General features: G+C 63.4%; 17 protein-coding genes. 11 read left to right on the forward strand and 6 right to left on the reverse strand.

Going from position 1 to position 17,320, the window contains the following annotated elements; translation table 11 throughout:
- Nucleotides 1–725: 725 nt before the first annotated feature.
- The 6 genes from ACX80X_RS12885 to ACX80X_RS12910 form a co-directional block, all read right to left on the reverse strand.
- Nucleotides 726–1,547 carry an Abi family protein gene (locus tag ACX80X_RS12885; RefSeq protein ID WP_256471180.1) on the reverse strand — a complete coding sequence of 274 codons (822 nt, stop codon included), beginning with the start codon at nt 1,545–1,547 and terminating at the stop codon, nt 726–728.
- Nucleotides 1,548–1,648: 101 nt separating this feature from the next.
- Nucleotides 1,649–1,882: an Abi family protein gene (locus ACX80X_RS12890; protein WP_252611069.1), complete on the reverse strand. Its 234-nt coding sequence runs from the start codon at nt 1,880–1,882 to the stop codon at nt 1,649–1,651.
- Between the two features lie 202 nt (nt 1,883–2,084).
- Nucleotides 2,085–2,360 (reverse strand): recombinase family protein, encoded by a 276-nt coding sequence (locus ACX80X_RS12895; protein ID WP_252611067.1) that lies wholly within the window; start codon nt 2,358–2,360, stop codon nt 2,085–2,087.
- Between the two features lie 140 nt (nt 2,361–2,500).
- Nucleotides 2,501–3,037 (reverse strand): gluconokinase, encoded by a 537-nt coding sequence (locus tag ACX80X_RS12900; RefSeq protein ID WP_252611065.1) that lies wholly within the window; start codon nt 3,035–3,037, stop codon nt 2,501–2,503.
- Nucleotides 3,037–3,348, reverse strand: a complete 312-nt coding sequence (locus ACX80X_RS12905; protein ID WP_252611063.1) for a putative quinol monooxygenase — start codon at nt 3,346–3,348, stop codon at nt 3,037–3,039. Before ACX80X_RS12905 ends, ACX80X_RS12900 begins: the two co-directional genes overlap by 1 nt.
- A 124-nt stretch (nt 3,349–3,472) precedes the next feature.
- Nucleotides 3,473–4,843, reverse strand: coding sequence for an NAD(P)H-dependent oxidoreductase (locus ACX80X_RS12910; RefSeq protein WP_459312234.1), 1,371 nt, complete (start codon nt 4,841–4,843; stop codon nt 3,473–3,475).
- Nucleotides 4,844–5,098: 255 nt separating this feature from the next.
- Here ACX80X_RS12910 and ACX80X_RS12915 point away from each other — a divergent pair, with 255 nt between their 5' ends.
- From ACX80X_RS12915 to ACX80X_RS12965, 11 genes are all read left to right on the forward strand, one after another.
- The gene (locus tag ACX80X_RS12915) at nt 5,099–6,127 is read left to right on the forward strand and encodes a LacI family DNA-binding transcriptional regulator (RefSeq protein ID WP_252611060.1); all 1,029 of its coding nucleotides are present in this window, start codon (nt 5,099–5,101) and stop codon (nt 6,125–6,127) included.
- Between the two features lie 175 nt (nt 6,128–6,302).
- Nucleotides 6,303–6,719 carry a CBS domain-containing protein gene (locus ACX80X_RS12920; protein ID WP_459312236.1) on the forward strand — a complete coding sequence of 139 codons (417 nt, stop codon included), beginning with the start codon at nt 6,303–6,305 and terminating at the stop codon, nt 6,717–6,719.
- A gap of 224 nt (nt 6,720–6,943) precedes the next feature.
- Complete coding sequence (locus ACX80X_RS12925) at nt 6,944–7,357, forward strand: nuclear transport factor 2 family protein (RefSeq protein WP_252600357.1); 414 nt, start codon at nt 6,944–6,946, stop codon at nt 7,355–7,357.
- A 231-nt stretch (nt 7,358–7,588) separates the two neighbouring features.
- Complete coding sequence (locus tag ACX80X_RS12930; RefSeq protein ID WP_252600359.1) at nt 7,589–10,507, forward strand: FAD-binding and (Fe-S)-binding domain-containing protein; 2,919 nt, start codon at nt 7,589–7,591, stop codon at nt 10,505–10,507.
- A 25-nt stretch (nt 10,508–10,532) separates the two neighbouring features.
- Complete coding sequence (locus ACX80X_RS12935; protein WP_252600361.1) at nt 10,533–11,213, forward strand: GntR family transcriptional regulator; 681 nt, start codon at nt 10,533–10,535, stop codon at nt 11,211–11,213.
- Nucleotides 11,214–11,310: 97 nt separating this feature from the next.
- Nucleotides 11,311–12,084 (forward strand): SDR family NAD(P)-dependent oxidoreductase, encoded by a 774-nt coding sequence (locus tag ACX80X_RS12940; protein ID WP_252600363.1) that lies wholly within the window; start codon nt 11,311–11,313, stop codon nt 12,082–12,084.
- Complete coding sequence (locus ACX80X_RS12945) at nt 12,077–12,718, forward strand: carboxymuconolactone decarboxylase family protein (protein WP_252600365.1); 642 nt, start codon at nt 12,077–12,079, stop codon at nt 12,716–12,718. Before ACX80X_RS12940 ends, ACX80X_RS12945 begins: the two co-directional genes overlap by 8 nt.
- Before the next feature lie 61 nt (nt 12,719–12,779).
- A complete protein-coding gene (locus ACX80X_RS12950) occupies nt 12,780–13,802 on the forward strand; it encodes a TAXI family TRAP transporter solute-binding subunit (protein WP_252600367.1) in 1,023 nt (340 codons plus the stop codon).
- 6 nt (nt 13,803–13,808) lie between these two features.
- A complete protein-coding gene (locus ACX80X_RS12955; protein WP_252611056.1) occupies nt 13,809–14,324 on the forward strand; it encodes a hypothetical protein in 516 nt (171 codons plus the stop codon).
- Complete coding sequence (locus ACX80X_RS12960; protein ID WP_252614657.1) at nt 14,321–16,408, forward strand: TRAP transporter permease; 2,088 nt, start codon at nt 14,321–14,323, stop codon at nt 16,406–16,408. Before ACX80X_RS12955 ends, ACX80X_RS12960 begins: the two co-directional genes overlap by 4 nt.
- The gene (locus ACX80X_RS12965) at nt 16,405–17,310 is read left to right on the forward strand and encodes a dihydrodipicolinate synthase family protein (protein WP_252600372.1); all 906 of its coding nucleotides are present in this window, start codon (nt 16,405–16,407) and stop codon (nt 17,308–17,310) included. The genes ACX80X_RS12960 and ACX80X_RS12965 overlap by 4 nt, the downstream gene beginning before the upstream one ends.
- The last annotated feature ends 10 nt before the right edge of the window (nt 17,311–17,320 follow it).

Raw genomic sequence — 17,320 nt, forward strand, 5'->3', positions numbered from 1 at the left:
CACCAGCGCAACGGCATCAGCCTTGAACTCATCGGAATAGGTTGGTCGAGCAGACATGGGCACAATCCTTTCAAACTGTGTCTCACATCAGTAGTACACCTCACAGAAGCCCTGAATAAGTTTGCGTGAAAACAAATTAAGTAGGTGGGCCCGCCATTCTAGAAGACCTGAACGGCGGAACAGGAGGGTGGTGATCGTCGGAACAACCCTGGCCGCGGACTCTAGGCCCGTCGGGCGCTCGTTCTCCGGCAGCCGTTCGCTGCGGGGCGGCCGAACGACAGGGGCCGGACAACTCAGTTCTGTGGCTAGCGCCCGAAGGGCCCTGGTCACGGGAAATGGCCGAAAAGTAAGGCGAGAAGGTGGCTTTTGCGCGCTACGAATGGGACCTGCCCACCGGAACTCCCTACTGACCGAAAAACACATACTTTTGCCGGAGCTCATTGCACCAAATGACGCCTCAGCCTACCCCTTTCTAGGTGCGTGGGTCAGTAGTCGATTTTTCCGATTTTTTGTGGTGAAAACCTACAAGATTTGAAACTGATTTGATGCATTCCGGCGATAAATTTGTAGGATTCATCAACGAGTTACCATTACTGCCCCACGCACCTAGACGTCCTCCACGCCCCCCTGCTAATTCCTGGCGCGCCGATAACGGCCTTTCGTTAACCTAAGAGCGCCGGGGTGCCAGTTCTATTCGCAAGGGTCACCGTCACTGCGAACCAGGTTCAGGGCTTGGGCTTCCATAGGTCCAAGTCTGACCAACGGGCGGGAAAGCCCATACTCACATCTGGTGAGATGAGTTCGGAACCGTCCGGTGCTTGAAGCTTGATGTCGAGTTTTCTGATTTGCGTCTTGAAGGTCAGGTGCCAGTTTGTGCCACTCGTGTGAGATCTGAGCATGAAGGCCAGGACGGCGGCGTAGATATAGAGCCTTTGATGCGCTTTGGGCGTGACCGTGAAGCCGGGTTCGAGCAAGTGCGCCAGGAGCTCGCTGGCAGTGTCGTGTTCGCGGAGTGAGAGTGGCCTTTTGAACGCGCGGTTGAAAAGACGCGAGCCGTGGGCGCACGTGTTTCGAAAATCCACCATCATACGCAACACCGCACCGAAGCGGCTGGGGTGGGCGAATCCGAACATGCGGGCGACCGAGCGCGCGTCCGGGGTCTGCATGAGGTCGTAGAGGAATGGCAAATTTCCGAAGCTCAACACTTCAGTGACGGCGCAGATGGGCACATCTTGTTCCGGGTATTTCAACAGGTGGTGCTTGATGAAGTCCTCGTCTTCTGCACCGGAAGTAACAGCTTCCCGCCAGGTCTTCGTCCATGCGTCAAACTTTGTGTGCTCGCCGGCTGCTTTATCGCAGCTTTGCGCATCCAAAAATTCTTTGGATGCGTGAGCTGCCACGTTCTTCGAGGCGAGCGTATGGGCGATGGCCGCCCTCAAGCGCACCTCGAATTCAAGCAGGCCTTCCTGGCAGATTCGGGCCAACTTGAAGTCGAATGCTTCCAGCTTCACGACGTGCTCGATGCTCGCACTAGGTGCGTGGGTCAGTAGTCGATTTTTCCGATTTTTTGTGGTGAAAACCTACAAGATTTGAAACTGATTTGATGCATTCCGGCGATAAATTTGTAGGATTCATCAACGAGTTACCATTACTGACCCACGCACCTAGGTATGTAGTCGTCTGACCGGTACTGGTGCAGGCGAGCATCGATCTTGTCCGGCGGGAGCAGCCTCCGGAAGACGTATCGGTACGCGCCGGAGCGGAAGTAGCCGACGCGTGTGAGGAAGTTGAGCGCCTCGGCGCGGTCAGGAATCGCGAGGCCACGGTCTTCGAGCTGTTGAAGCAGCTCCTCGCGCTCTTTGAATTCCTTCGTATACTCCACGCTGCATCGATTGTCGCACAATGAAAATCGCCCCCTTGAGCCGAGGCTCAGAGGGGGGCGATGTCTGATAAATAGAATCTAACACATTCATCGCGCTAGGCGGGTGGTATGAGCGTCGTTTGAAAGCAGAGAACATACGCACGGAGTGCTGCCGAAGCAGGAGCGCCAGCACATGTGAATACGTGAGACTTGGGCAGTCAAGCTACAGAATGGCGGGCGACACTGCAGGAGGAGGGCTCCCCGCTTGCTTGGCTTGGCGCAGGTACTGGTAAACGGTCTCCCTGCTAATCCCGTAATCATGAGCAAGAACGACTTTCGGAACCCCGCTGCGTAGCAGTTCGGTGAGTTGTGGCCTGGCTGTGTCCCTGCCGGATGCCTTGTCGGTGAAGACGCGGTCCAGAACCTGGCCTTCGAGCTGGCGTTTCTCGTTTTGGTCCAGAGTGCTTACTCGTACGTACCCGATTCGCTGTCCAGCCACCTATGCCTCCACCCATCGTTCTGTCAGGTTGAGTTCTAGGCTCGCTCGAGAAGAAAGTCAAGGCTTCGGAACCTCGTTCGTCAGGTTGGGGTGTACTTGAGTTGACGTACCAAGGCGCCCGGGGGCGTCGGATTAGAAACTCATCTTTCGTTCTGATCGGTACCGGCCGGTACTGCGAGATGTACTTGGCGCAGATTTGCGAGAATCTGATCGGTGAGTGCTTCGATGCCGCCTTCGGATGTCACGGTCATTCCGGCTTCGGCTGTTTCAAGGGTCTCGAGTGTCTCCAGTTGTGAGGTGAGGAGGGATGGAGGCATGAAGTGTCCTGGGCGCTGGACCAGCCGCTCCTTCAGTATCGAAGGGTCGACCTTTAAGAGGATGAACCTGGTGGAGGGAGCGGCTTCGCGGATGGCGTCGCGGTAGGCGCGTTTGAGGGCCGAGCAGGCAACGACGATCCCGTGCGGGTGCTGGGCGGCGAGTTCTGCGCCGACCAGGCGTAGCCAGGGCCATCTGTCTTCATCTGTGAGCGGTATGCCAGCTGTCATCCTTTCGACGTTCGGCAAGGGGTGCAGGTCGTCAGCGTCCTTGAAGGTTGCCCCGAGCCGGGCTGCCAGTGCGGCGCCGACGGCAGTCTTGCCTGCGCCCGAGACGCCCATGACGACGATGGGGCTATGCACTACAGCGTTCCTTGTTGTGCTGTTCCTGCGGGGATCGGCGCCAGCCGGGTCACTACGACGGGTTTTTCCAGCAGGCCTTCGAGGGAGACGTTCAGGCGTTTGACCGGTTCACCTTGGCCGTGGGCGTCGAGCAGCGCAGCTGATTCCCATTTTTCGATCATGAGGATCTGGTTGTTTGGGGCTTCGTGTATCGCGTAGAGCAGGCAGCCGGGTTCCTGGTGCACTTCGCTGATTGCGGGGGAGAGGGCGGCGACGACCTGGTCGAAGGCGCCTTCCTTGGGGCTGAAAGCAGCGGTGACGACGATGGTCATGGTGAGGTTCTCCTTGCTTTGAGGGTGCCTTTGAGGGCGTGGGAGGGTCCTTGGGGGACGCGGCGCGGACCGGCGGTCGAAGTCCGTCGGTCCGCGACGAACATCCGCAGGGTGTCCTTCAGACTTAGCTGAGTGTGGCCGGGTTTCCCGGGGTCCACGTCTCAAGGGCAAGGGCCTCGGTTTCGCGTCGCAGTTCGAGGGCCTGGGCGAGCGAGTCGTCCATGATGACGTCTTCCCAGCGGACGATCCCGCCCTTGGATACGTCATTGCGCAGTTCCACGTGGTGGGCCAGCGCGACCGGCAGCGCACCGGTAGTGACGGAGTGCTTCGCGGAAACGAGTTGGCCCCACACGGTGTATCCGCCTTCGCCGTCAAGGAATTCACCGGCTTTAAGGTCTTTCTTGGCGGTGGCTACAACGTCGCCGAAGAACCCGATGGGCGATCCCGTGGGGATTCCGCGGAGGACGGCGTTGGCTATGGATACGTTCAGTTCCAGGCCGACGTAGTGGTAGGGGCGGTACAAGGCGGCGTACTGGCCGGTGGGGTCCGGGTGCCAGGGGTATTCGTTGAAGCAGCCGGAGACGTAGGCGTTGGTGGCTTTCACGACGACGAAAACGCCTTCCTGGGTGTTATGGGGGATCCAGGTGCCGTCGCGGTTAACACTGGACATGACGTCGACAGTGCCTTCGTGTGCGAGGGCTCCTCCGACGTCGGCGGGGCGGCAGATTGAGGCGATTTCCTCCACGTCTCCCGGCGTGAACGTCAGCCCGGTGTCAGAGGGGACCAGTCCTGCCCCGTTGGCGACGGCGGCCATCTCGATGGCGGCCTTGGTGCCGTCCCGGAAGGAGGTGTGCATGTTGGGGTTCAGCTGCCCGGAATCAGTGAGCTCCTTGGAGAATTCCCAGTTCTCCCACACGTTATCCGGGTTCATCTCGTGATAGTGCTCAAGGAATTTGGCGCCCTTGCCGGCGCAAACGACGTCGAATCCGCTGGTGCGGGCCCAGTCGACAAGTTCCATAATGAGGGCCGGCTGGTCGCCGTACGCCATCGAGTAGACAACACCGGCTGCTTCTGCCCGCTTGGCAAGAGCGGGCCCTGCCAACGCGTCGGCTTCAACCGTGACCATGATGACGTGCTTTTTCGTTTCAATGGCACGCAGCGCATGCTTGACACCAACGATGGGGTTGCCGGTGGCTTCCACGATGATGTCAATGTCGACGTCGAAAAGCTCGTCAGCGTTGGCCACGATCGCAGTGGACCGATCCCTTAGAGCGGTTGCTATGTCGGACGCGATCTGGTCTTTGGGCCATCCAACGAGATCGAAAGCACCTTCAGCGCGCTTGACGTTGATATCTGCGATGGCGACGACGTGGATGCCCGGAATGTTGTTTGCCTGGGCCAGGTACATCGTCCCGTAGCGCCCGGCGCCGATCAGGCCGACCCGGATGGGCTTTCCGTCGGCCTCACGCTGGGACAGAAGTTTATGCAGATTCATGGGTTGCCTTTCAAGGGATACGGCACTGTTCCGGAAGGGATGCGGGCTGGTCTGGGATTGACCGCAGCTTTTGGGGCTCTACTTTTAACCTTGCGGCTTGCTGCCCTAGGTAATGAGGCTGCAGAACAAGCGGGACTGAACTAAGGTAAAATAAGTGGAACCGGTACACTTTTATTTCACAGGGATAGGCCCAAGGTCAAGCCCTAGGGTAAAAAGGTTCCCAGATGTCCAGGAAGTGCCAGGCAAGGAGTAGGCGTGCAGAAACAACCGACCATCCGCGATGTTGCCCAGGCGGCCGGGGTGTCCGTTGCAGTCGTCTCCCGGGTGCTGAACCCGGGGTCAGGTCCCGTCGCCGCAGCTACCCGCAGCAGAGTTAACGACGTGATGAAGAACCTGGGCTATCACCCCCGCACGGCAGCCAGGGAGCTCAAGTACGGTCCGCCTACTACCCTGGGGCTGCTGCTCGCGGATGTCTCCAACCCCTTTTTCGCCCGCCTTGCCGACCAGGTGGTGCAGGAGGCGCACTCGCGCGGAATCCAGGTGCTGCTGATGACCACGCAGGAGGATGACCAGTTGGAGTCAGAGCGTCTGGGGACCCTGATCGAGCGCAGGGTCAGTGGGATTATCGCGACGCCGACCGGCAACAACGTGGCGATCTGGAAGCAGCTTCAGGACCTGGGGACTGATGTGGTTTTTGTCGACCGTTCAATACCGTCGCTTCCTGAGGTTGACGTTGTGAGCATCGACAACTTTGAATCTGCCCGGTCCGCTACAGCGCTGCTGGCGGCGCATGGCCACCGCCGCATCGGAATCATTTCCGGACCGGCGTCCTCCACCACCGGACGGGACCGAATTGCCGGCTACCGGCAAGCCATGGAAGCAGCCGGCCTCGAACAGGACGAACTCCTCATCCGGCACGCCGCGTTCCGCGGCCCGGCCGGAGGAGATGCGGCATCGGCGCTGCTCAGCATCGAGGACCCGCCCACGGCTCTGGTGGTAGCAAACACCGCACAGGTAACCGAGGTTCTGCGGCGCCTCTCCCACGCCGGAATCGACATCCCCGGGACGCTGTCCGTCATCGTTTTCGACGATTCTCCCTGGACCGAACTCATGACCCCGGCCCTGACAATTGTCAGGCAACCCATAGATCTGCTCGCCCGGCACTCCGTGCAACTGGCCCTGGCCAACACCCAGGGAAAATCGTCGGGAAAACCCACCGTCATACGGGTCGCCGCCGAACTGGTCGAGCGGTCCAGCGTTGCCCGGCTGCAGTTCTCGAAGTAACTTCAGACTTAGATCCGACTCAAAAGGTTTACAGCCGCGCCCGGCCCGTGGTACAAAAGTGTACCGGTTCCACTGGGCACCGCGATCTTCCATCCTGGCGCGGCGAAGTCGAGGACAACGGGCCTACGGGCCAGCAGCTCTAGAAGTCCAATTCGGATCGTATGAGGAGAATGCCATGACCACAGCACGTGAAATTATGACCGGCGGCGTTGAATGCATCGGTGAAAACGAATCGCTGGAAGCGGCCGCTCGGAAGATGAAGGAGCTGAACGTCGGCGCCCTGCCGATTTGCGGGGAGGACAACCGGCTTAAGGGCATGATCACGGACCGCGACATTGTCATCAAATGCTTCGCGGAAGGTGGTGACCCGCGAACGGCAAAGGCCGGGGATTTTGGCCAGGGCAAGCCGGTGACCATCGGTGCGGACGCTTCCATCGAGGAAGCGATCAGGACCATGGGGGAGCACCAGGTGCGTAGGTTGCCGGTCATCGACGGCCACGACCTGGTTGGCATTCTCAGCCAGGCAGACATTGCCCGGAACTACCCCGAGGACAGGGTCGAGGAGCTTGTCGAGCTCATCTCTTTCTACTGAATCGACGCCTGACAAACAGAAAGGGGACGACGGCGGGCGCCTCCCGCCGTCGTCCGACTAGCATGCAGGTACCTTTAGACCGATGGATCTGATTTCCGTTCAGGGACGACCCAGGACAGACGTTCTGCATCTTGGACGCTGTCCTTGGCAGTTCGATCTTCCTCGATGTCCCCCGCACGTTCGGGCGGTTGCCAAACCGGCGCCGGAGCTCCAGCATTGAGTGCATGGGCATCGATCCGGAGGCAGTGGCGCAACGGTGGGTTAGGGCCTTGTCGTTACATGACTTGGAAGCCGCGGTGGATTGCTTCGATAGGGCCTACATTGACCAAGCTCCCGCGCGACGCGGGGAATCCGTCCAAGGCCAAGACGCTGTGCGGCGAAATCTCGAGAAACTGCTCAGGGACCTGCCTGACCTCACGGCGAAGATTGTCCGGACGGTGTCGGACGGCGACGAGGTGTGGATGGAGTGGGGCCTGCAGGGAACCCGCCGGGACGGGACGGTCATGGAGTTCGTGGGGGTCAACATCTTCCAAGTCTTGGACGGCAGGTTCCGCGCCGGCCGGATCTATACGGAAGTTGTGCGCGACGCTGGTGGCATTGAGGCGCAGATTGACCGTATGACCAAGGGGACGTCGTAAGCCCGTCCTCCCGGACGGATTTTCTGCTTCTGCGGACGTCAGCCGACCGCAGCTTGCATATGAGGGGCTATGCCGAGCGAAGCCGGTGCAGAGGTGGTCACCCAAGCCCGCCGCCACGGAGTAGATTTTCACTCCGGTGTCCGACACAGCGCGCGCCAACACGGTTACAGTGCTGACGGAGGCCGCACGAAGGAACAGCACCATACCGGCCCAATGAGGAGCATTTCCGCCGTGACCCTGAATATACCGATCCCGCAACAACCCACGCACGCGATTGTCGCCGAGCTCCGCGCGGTTCTCGAAGGGACCGCGGATGACTCCTCGCTGGCACGGGCGCAATACGCCACCGATGCCTCCAACTACCGGGTGGTTCCCGAAATCGTGGTGCTTCCCAGGACCCGCCGGGACGTCGAGGAGGCAGTGGCAATCGCACGGAAGCACCGCATGCCAGTGACCGTGCGCGGCGGTGGCACCTCCTGCGCCGGGAACGCGATCGGCCCGGGCATGGTCCTGGACGTTTCGCGTTACATGAACCGCATCCTTGCTATCGATCCCGAAGCGGCCACCGCGGTTGTGGAACCCGGGGTGGTGCTCAGTGACCTTCAGAATGCGGCCGCCCCGTTTGGGCTGCGGTTCGGTCCGGACCCTTCGACAGCTATGCGCTGCACTCTCGGGGGCATGATCGGAAACAACGCCTGTGGACCGCACGGACTCTCCTACGGGCGCACCGCGGACAACGTTGTGTCAATGACCTGGCTGACAGGTTCGGGTGACATTGTCACCGCAGGCTCCGGCCCGCACGCCTTGGAGGCCGTGCCGGGGCTGGCAGCCTTCGTGGCGGAAAACATGGCCGTCTTGAGGACCGAATTCGGGCGATTCGGTCGACAGATCTCGGGTTACTCCCTGGAGCACCTGCTCCCCGAGAAGGGCCAAAACCTCGCGGCTGCCCTGACCGGCACAGAAGGAAGCTGCGGGGTGATCCTCGAGGCAGAACTCAGGCTGGTTCCGCAGGCGGTGGCCCCTGCCTTGGCTGTGCTTGGCTACGCGGATATGGCCACCGCGGCCGACGATGTTCCGGCGCTGCTCCCTTTTCGCCCACTGGCACTGGAAGGGCTGGACGCGAAGCTCGTCGACGTCGTGCGGCGGGCTCACGGCCCGGCCAGTGTCCCGGCGCTTCCCGCAGGAGGCGGCTGGCTGATGGCCGAGATTGGCGGCGCCACGGCTGAAGAAGCCATCGCGTCAGCCGAACATCTGGTCTCCGCCTCCAGTGCTGATGCTGCCATCGTGCTGCCGGCCGGCCCTCAAGCCACCCGCCTCTGGCAGATCCGGGCGGACGGGGCCGGACTGGCCGGCCGCACCGCTTCAGGTCAGCAGGCGTGGCCGGGATGGGAAGACTCTGCCGTGCCTCCGGAGAGGCTGGGCAGCTACCTGCGCGGCCTGGAACAACTGATGGATGAGGAAGGGCTTTCCGGCCTGGCTTACGGTCACTTCGGTGACGGGTGCGTGCACGTCCGCCTCGACTTCCCGCTGGACAGCGACGGGGTGCTCATGCGCCGCTTCCTCGAGCGCGCCGCGGCCCTGGCAGTCGCGCACGGGGGATCGCTCTCGGGTGAGCACGGCGACGGCAGGGCGCGTTCCGAACTGCTCCCCACCATGTACAGCCCCGCAGCGCTTCGGGCCATGAGCGATTTCAAGGCTCTTTTTGACCCGGAGGACATGTTCAACCCCGGCGTCGTAGTCCGGCCGTCGCCCCTCGACGCTGACCTGCGCCGACCCCAGGCACTGTCCCTGCGCGCCAGTGACGGATTCGCCTTCGCCCACGACGACGGCGACATCACCAAAGCCGTGCACCGCTGCGTAGGGGTCGGAAAATGCCGCGCGGACCTGGGCCCACAGGGCGGTTTCATGTGTCCGTCCTACACCGCAACCCGCGAGGAGAAAGACTCCACCCGCGGCCGGGCCCGGGTACTCCAAGAGATGCTGAACGGCGGTGTGGTGACTCTAGGCTGGTCCTCACCGGAAGTGCATGACGCGCTCGACCTCTGCCTCAGCTGCAAAGCCTGCGCCAGCGACTGCCCCACCGGCATCGACATGGCCATGTTCAAGTCCGAAACCCTGCACCAGTCCTACAAGGGACGAATACGCCCGCTGAGCCACTACACGCTGGGGCGCCTTCCCCAGTGGCTGCGCCTCTCCGCCCCGGCGGCACCCCTGGTCAACCTCGCCGGACGCCTTCCGGTGCTGCGCAAGACCATCATGGCGCTCATGGGGGCCGACCTCCGCCGGTCCCTTCCGCCGCTGCCCCGTGCTCCGTTCAGACGAACGCAAGAAGGCCGGAACCGCAGCCATGGCCGGAAAGGGGGACACAAAGTCCTGCTTTGGGTCGATTCGTTCTCCGACGCACTGGCGCCCGAGGTGGCGCGCGACGCCGTCGAAGTTCTCGTGGCCGCAGGCTGCGATGTCGAGCTTGCCGGCCCCGGTGCATGCTGCGGACTGACTCTCATCTCCACAGGCCAGCTGACGGCCGCGAAAGCGAAGCTCCGCGCAACGGTAGACCTCCTTCTGCCGCACGTCCGGGACGGCCGGACGGTGGTTGGTCTCGAGCCCAGCTGCACCGCGACGCTGCGCTCGGACCTGGTGGAACTCCTGGCCGACGATCCCCGCGCCGCGGAAGTGTCAGCTGCCGTGAGAACTGTCGCTGAACTCCTGGCCGGGATCGGGTGGACTCCACCGCTCGCCGTGGAAAAGCTCCTCGTTCAGCCGCACTGCCACCACTATTCCGTCATGGGTTACGCGGCCGATGAAGCCCTGCTGACAGCCATGGGATGTGACGTCGAAACGTCAGCCGGCTGCTGCGGACTGGCTGGCAACTTCGGCATGGAAAAAGGGCACTACGACGTGTCCGAGAACATCGCCCGCAGGGGGATTCTCGCCAAGGCGGAGGCCCTTCCCGATCACGGCATCATGGCCGACGGCTTCTCCTGCCGCACCCAGGTCCGCGACCTGGCCGGGCTGGAGAGCCGGCACCTGGTCCAAGTCATCGCCGACGCCCTGCGCGCCGGGCGGCGACAGGCTTCGGACCACAGCGGGGGTGCGACCGGCGGGAACGAGGACGGCGGCGGAAGCCCGCCAGCTAGGATTCAGGTGTGAAAGCAGATGCGTTTGCGGTGACGGGATGAGCGAGGACGCCGCGAAAGAGTTTAGGCGCCCTCCCACCGCTCAAGCTTTCGTCCTTGCCGAGCTGCGGCGCGCAATCATCGCGGGGGACTTCCTGCCCGGTGAGCCGCTCCGTCAAAACACGCTCGCCGAGCGGTTCGGCGTCAGCAGGGTTCCCGTCCGCGAAGCATTCAAGGTCCTCGAAAGCGAGGGCCAGGTGGTCTACGAGCCGCACCGCGGGCACAAAGTCGCCAGCCTGTCGCTCACGGACCTCCTGGAGGTCTACCGGCTCAGGCAGTTGTTGGAAGCGGAGGCCGCGCAGGCTGCTGTCAGAAACCGGAGTGACGGTGTACTCGCAGCGATGAGGGCGTCCGCCCGTGACGTTGAAGCGGCCAGCGCGGCCGGTGATCTGCTGAAGATGACCGAGGCGAACCGGCGGTTTCACTTCGAACTGCTGGCAGCGGCCCAGATGCCGCGCCTGGAGCGGATCGTTCAGGTCCTGTGGGATGCGACCGAGGCCTACCGGTTCGTCTACTACGGGGCGGAACACAATCGGGCCACAGTGGAACGCGAACACGCCGGCATCGTCCAGGCCTATGCGGACGGGGACGTCGGGCTGCTCGTCGCCCTGATGGACGAACACCGCGAGCATGCCGTGGACGCCCTCCGCACGTTCTTGGAAGCCCCGAGCCGCCCATAACGTAACGATTGTGTGACGCCGGTTACAGTTCGGGGTGATATTGGATACATTATCCAAATGGTCTTTCAATTAACCGCAATGGTGCGGATTTCTACCCATGAGTGACGCGACCCTCCACACGGATGTGGCCTCCGTGAACGACTGGCTCGGGTTGAACGGCGCCCGCGTCCTGGTGGCCGGCGCCGGCGGAATCGGGAGTGCCTGCATTGGGGAGTTCGTGGCAGCCGGGGCGAGCGTACTCGCGGTTGACCGCGACGAGTCCCGGCTGGCTGCCCTTGGTCCGGGCGTGGCCACCAAACGGGTTGACCTCACGTCCACGGAGGGCTGTGAGGATGCCGTTGCGTCGGCCCAGGAACGGCTCGGCGGACTGGACATCCTGGTGCACTCCATTGGCGTCAACCACCGGGTGCCGATTCTCGAAACCGCGGATGAGGACTGGAACCGTATCCTCGAGCTCAACCTCACCAGCGCCTTCCGACTCGGCCGCGCAGCCGGCCGCGTCATGGTCGAGGCCGGCTTCGGGCGCCAGATCTACTGCTCGTCGGTCTCCAGCCTCCTGGCGCACCCCGACCACGGCCCCTACGCGGCCAGCAAGGGCGGCATCAACCAGCTGGTCCGGGTCATGGCCCGCGAGTGGGCCGCCCACGGAGTAACGGTGAACGCCATCGCCCCCGGCTACGTGGACACTGAACTTACCAGGATGCATCTGGATCGCCCCGGGGTTCGCGAACACTACACCTCAATGGTCCCCGCCGGCCGGCTCGGGACGGTGGATGACCTCACCGGTCCTGTGCTCTACCTGTCTTCCCGGCAGGCGGCGTTTGTCACCGGTCATGTCCTGTACGTGGACGGGGGCAGGACCCTTGTGTGAATCGAACCACCTTGGAGCCGGATCCAACGCTTCCGGGCTGGGCGGCCGCTTCCCGCTCCTCATGCCGCATGAACTCTCGAACCAGCAGCGCGATCTGTACGGGGTCATCGCCGGCCCACCGAGGGGAAACGGGCCGTTTTCCATTGTCGACGAAAACGGACGCCTCAGCGGCCCCTTCAACGCGCTGCTGTACTCGCCCGCGATCGGAAACGCGGTACAGGCCCTGGGCGCCGTCCTGCGCTTTGACGGGTCGCTGCCGGCCCGCACCCGGGAGCTGGTGATCTGCGCCGTCGCCGCCGAGCTGGAGTCCGCCTACGAGTGGTACGCGCACAGCCTGGTCGCCACGACCGTTGGCATCAACGGCACCGAGCTGAAGCAGCTGCACGACGGCGATGTCCCGGACACCTTGTCTGCGGACGAAAGCGCGGCGCTGAGTTTGACGCGTTCCCTGTTGCGAGGCACCGCCGTTGACGAGGACGTGCATGCTGCCGCCCTTGAACACTTCGGACACGGTGGCATTACGGAGCTTTCGGTGCTGGTGGGCTATTACCGCCTGCTGGCAGGCATCCTCGCCGCCGGAGATGTTCCCGTTCCACCAGCCGCCGCCGGAGAACCCCTGCACCAGGCCACTTGACCGCCAAGCCAATTGACGCCCACCCAGCCAACAGCATGATCAAAAACAGGGAGATACAACCATGATTGCTATGAACATCACTGCCCGGAGGCGCATGCGCCGCCTGTGCGCAGCAGCTGTCCTTGTACCGGCAGTTTTCCTTTCCGCGTGCGGCAGCCCCGCCCCCAGCAGCGGCGGCGGTGGCGGCGGCGGGGGCACAGCCGGCCAGGGAGGCATGTTGTCCATCGCGACGGGCGGCACCGGCGGGGTCTATTATCCGTTGGGCGGCGGCTTTGCAACTGTGATCCGGGACAACATCAAGGGCTATGACGCCACGGTGCAGGAAACCAACGCTTCCGTGGACAACATGTTGCTGCTCGAGAACGGGTCCGCACAGCTCGCCTTCTCAGTGGGCGACGTGGTGTCCGATGCCGTCAAGGGCGAGGGCAAATTCGCGGGAAAGCCCCAGGAGGTCTGCTCCCTTGGCAACATCTACAACAACTTTATGCAGGCCGTCACCGTAAACGACAAGGGAATCCAGAACGTCAAGGACATGGCGGGCAAAGTCATCTCGGTCGGCGCGCCCAGCTCCGCCACCGAGGTAGCGGCGCTGCGCATCCTTGAGGCCGCCGGAATTGACCCGAAGTCGGGCATCCAGCGCCGCCAACTCGGCGCGGCGGAGACCGTCGCTGCGCTGCGCGACGGAACGATCGACGCCGGATTCTGGTCCGGAGGGCTGCCCACCGGCGCGCTGATCGACCTGGCCGGCGACGGCGACATGAAGCTGCTTTCAATCGGGGAGTACGCCAAACCCCTTGCGGAGAAATACGGCGCCTACTACGTGGAGCAGGACATCCCGGCCAACACCTACGAAGGACAGACCGAGGCGGTCCCGGCGATCGCTTCGCCGAACATCCTGGTCGCCAGCAAGAAAATGGACAAGCAGCTCCAGCAGGACATCACCACCGCACTCTTTGACAACAAAGAGGCCTTGATCAAGGTCCACCCCGCAGCCGGCGAGATGGATAAGGCCACCGCGGGGAAGGTTGAGTTCGTGGACGCCTGCCCAGGTTCGAAGGCGTACTTCGACAAGTCCGGAAGCTAGCACCCCATGCGTAAGCCAGCCGCCGCCGTCGTCGGTCTCGTTTGCCTCGGCATGCTGGGAGCAGGCGGGATTGCCGTGGCCGGCGCGCCGATGGAATCCCACCGTCCCCGCGCCGTCGTGATCAGCAACGACGGCGGCGTGCTGGCCAGCATTCCCCTTGCCGGGGACACGTTCGCAGTGAGCTACCGCAACTCCATCTACGGCACCGTCGCTGAAGAGCGGTACACCGTCCAGGAGGACGGCAGCTACCGCCTGGTGCAGCTGGCCGCCGATCAGCTGGCGGTGCTCGAAGAGTACTACGCCGTCCCCGGGCCGCCGTCCGCGGCCGGGGAAGGCGACCGCAGGGAGTGGGTGGCGGACCCAGATCCGGGGCACCCTGCGGAGTTTGGCCGGCTGTCGCTGGCAGCAACTGATCTGGGCCTCCGCACCGTGTACGTTCCGGGCGCTCCGCCGCTTGAACTATGGAAGTTAGTCGAAGACAGCGACCCGTTCGTTGTGCTATCCCTCAAGGAGACCCCATGACCGAGAACCCCAACGGCAACGGCGCCGTTCAGGCACGCACGTCGCCTGAGCCCCCGGGGCGCACCGGACGGAGGAACGCGGATGACGGTGTCACCGCCGACCCCAGGGACAAGGAAGCGGTGATCGATGAAGAGGCGCTGATCGCGGAGTTTGAGGCTGAAAAGCCTGCCCGCCACCTGAACGGGAAACCCGGCATCGCGGTGAAGGCCATCGGCGTGGCATTGTCCTTGTTTGCGCTCTATTGGGTCTTCAATCCCATGCCCACCCAGTTCTACCTGCCCGCGTTCCTGATGGTCGGGCTGCCCATGACGTTCCTGGTCTACCGCGGGTGGGGCCGCTCGGCTGCCGCCAAGGCGTCCGGACGTTCTGACAACCCCCACATACTTGACTGGCTGCTTGCCGCAATCGCGGTCGTTCCGTTCGCGTACATCATCTCGGACTGGGACAGCTTCTTCCGCCGCGCGATCACGCCGACCTACCTTGATCTGATCATGGGCGTGATCGCCATCCTGGTCACCCTGGAGGCATCCCGCCGGACGGTGGGCATCCTCGTTCCGCTGGTCGTGGTCGGCTTTTTCGCGTATGCGGCGTTCGGTTCGTTCGTCCCTGCCCCCTTCAACACGTCCTCCTTCAACTGGATCCGACTTGTTGGCCACAACGTCATGGGGACGCAAGGCCTGTTCGGGGTTCCCACCGACGTTGCGGCGTCGTACATCATTCTTTTCACCATCTACGGCGCCGTCCTGGGCGCCTCGGGCGCCACCAAATTCTTCATCGACCTCTCTTTCTCTGCCTTCGGACAGTCAAAGTCGGGTCCCGGCCGGACCGTGACCCTCGCGGGTTTCCTGCTGGGCACCGTGTCGGGTTCCGGCGTCGCTACCACCGTAACCCTGGGCGGCATCTCCTGGCCGCTGCTGCGCAAGGCCGGCTACCCGAAGGAACACGGCGGCGCCATCCTGGCCGCTGCCGGTATCGGCGCCATCATGTCCCCGCCCACGCTCGGCGCCGCAGCCTTCATCATCGCCGCGTTGCTTGGAGTCTCGTACCTGCAGGTGCTCATCTGGGCCACCATTCCCACGGTCCTCTACTACTTCGGCATCATCCTCGCCATCGAAATGGACGCTCGGCGGTTCAAGACCAAGGCGGTGGAGCTGGACGTCAAGCCGGCCGGCAAACTGCTGCTGCGGTTCGGATACCACTTCAGCTCCCTCCTTGCGATCGTGGTGTTCATGGCCATGGGCATGACCCCGTTCCGGGCCGTGGTGTTCGCCACCGCGCTCGCATTCGTGCTCAGTTTCCTGGATCGCCAATCCTGGCTGACGCCCAAGCGGATCTGGGACGCGCTCGCCACGGGCGCCATGGGCGCCCTGTCCGTGATCCCGGTCATGGCGGCCGCCGGCCTCATCGTGGGAATCATGACCCTCACCGGCCTGGGCCTGAAGCTCGCGAACATCATCGTGGACTTTGCCGGCGGCAGCCTGCTCCTGACCGCCATCTTCTCTGCCATCTCCGTCACCCTCCTGGGACTTGCGGTGCCGGTAACGGCAAGCTTCATCATCTCGTGGGTGATTATCGGACCCGCCCTGCAGGATGTCGGCGTTCCCGCTTTCGCGGCTGCGATGTTTATCTTCTACTACTCGGTCCTCAGCGAGGTGTCACCGCCCACCGCGCTGTCCCCGTTCGCGGCGTCGGCCATCACCGGCGGCAGACCGATCAAGACGATGTGGCTGACCTGGCGGTACACACTGTCGGCGTTCCTGGTCCCGTTCATCTTTGTCCTGTCCGACGACGGCGTCGGGCTGCTGCTGCAGGGCAGTCCAGGATCGATTGCACTGGCATTCACCGTCTCACTGCTGGCGGTGGCCTCCCTTGCCGTGGCAACCGGGGCCTGGCTCTTCGGCCCGGCCCGCTGGCCCGAACGGGTCCTGCTGGGCGTCGGGTCACTGCCGATGCTGGTCATGGAGCCGCTCTACATCGGCATCGGGGCAGCCATCATTGCCGTGGGCGTCCTGGTACACATCATTGGGCTTCGCAGACACCGCACAGACATGGCCCTTGACCGAAAGGACGACGCATCACTATGACGACACCGATTCCGCACCTTGCCCCCGGCCTCTGGGGAGTTCTGGCCACACCGTTCAGCGGAACGGATTTTGCCGTGGACACCGACTCCCTGCGCCGCGAAGTGCAGCTTTACACCGCGCTGCCGGCTACCGGGATGGTGGTGCTTGGCGTCTTCGGCGAGGGAGCATCCCTCGATGCCCAGGAGCAAGCCCTGATTGTGCGCACCGTTGCCGAGGAGGGGAAGGGCGCGCCTCTGGTGGTGGGCCTCTCAGCCCGGTCAACGGCAGTGGCGCTGGAGCAAGCCCGTACCGCGGTTAAGGCGGCGGGCAGCAACCTTGCGGCACTTATGGTGCAGGCCAACAGCTCCGATCCAGAGGTGCTCGCGGCCCACCTGACCGCCGTGCACCGCGCCACGGGCGCGGGAATTGTGCTGCAGGACTACCCCGTGGCATCCGGGGTAAATATCAGCGCGGCGCAGATCCTCGAGGTCCTCGCGCAGTGCCCGTTCATCGTAGCCATCAAGTCGGAGGCGCCGCCGACGGCCTCCGCCATCGCGAGGCTGACGGGTGCCACGTCCGTGCCCGTATACGGCGGACTCGGGGGAGTGGGGCTGCTGGATGAGCTGGCCGCCGGCGCGGCCGGTGCCATGACCGGATTCTCGCATCCCGAAGGACTTCAGGCCGCCCTGAGCGCATGGGCCGACGGCGGATTCCGCGCCGCGCGCGAGGCTTTCGCTCCGTGGCTGCCCTTGGTGAACTTTGAGGCCCAGCCCGGCGTAGGGCTGGCCCTGCGCAAGGAGGTGCTGCGCCGCCGCGGCATCATCGCTGAATCCATCGTGAGGCCGCCCGCTCCGAAACTGCCGCCGGCGCTGGCGGACCTCATCGATGCCCACCTCGAAGCCGTTCGGGTGGTGATGGCCTGATGGAGACCGG

The organism is Pseudarthrobacter sp. MDT3-1 (genome assembly GCF_054510755.1).

Bases quoted from the DNA above. Each gene is read 5' to 3' on its own strand.
- ACX80X_RS12935 (WP_252600361.1), top strand. From the start codon at position 10,533: ATGAGCGAGGACGCCGCGAAAGAGTTTAGGCGCCCTCCCACCGCTCAA.
- ACX80X_RS12955 (WP_252611056.1), top strand. From the start codon at position 13,809: ATGCGTAAGCCAGCCGCCGCCGTCGTCGGTCTCGTTTGCCTCGGCATG.
- ACX80X_RS12960 (WP_252614657.1), top strand. From the start codon at position 14,321: ATGACCGAGAACCCCAACGGCAACGGCGCCGTTCAGGCACGCACGTCG.
- ACX80X_RS12920 (WP_459312236.1), top strand. From the start codon at position 6,303: ATGACCACAGCACGTGAAATTATGACCGGCGGCGTTGAATGCATCGGT.
- ACX80X_RS12910 (WP_459312234.1), bottom strand. From the start codon at position 4,843: ATGAATCTGCATAAACTTCTGTCCCAGCGTGAGGCCGACGGAAAGCCC.
- ACX80X_RS12965 (WP_252600372.1), top strand. From the start codon at position 16,405: ATGACGACACCGATTCCGCACCTTGCCCCCGGCCTCTGGGGAGTTCTG.
- ACX80X_RS12905 (WP_252611063.1), bottom strand. From the start codon at position 3,348: ATGACCATCGTCGTCACCGCTGCTTTCAGCCCCAAGGAAGGCGCCTTC.
- ACX80X_RS12925 (WP_252600357.1), top strand. From the start codon at position 6,944: ATGGGCATCGATCCGGAGGCAGTGGCGCAACGGTGGGTTAGGGCCTTG.
- ACX80X_RS12940 (WP_252600363.1), top strand. From the start codon at position 11,311: ATGAGTGACGCGACCCTCCACACGGATGTGGCCTCCGTGAACGACTGG.
- ACX80X_RS12950 (WP_252600367.1), top strand. From the start codon at position 12,780: ATGATTGCTATGAACATCACTGCCCGGAGGCGCATGCGCCGCCTGTGC.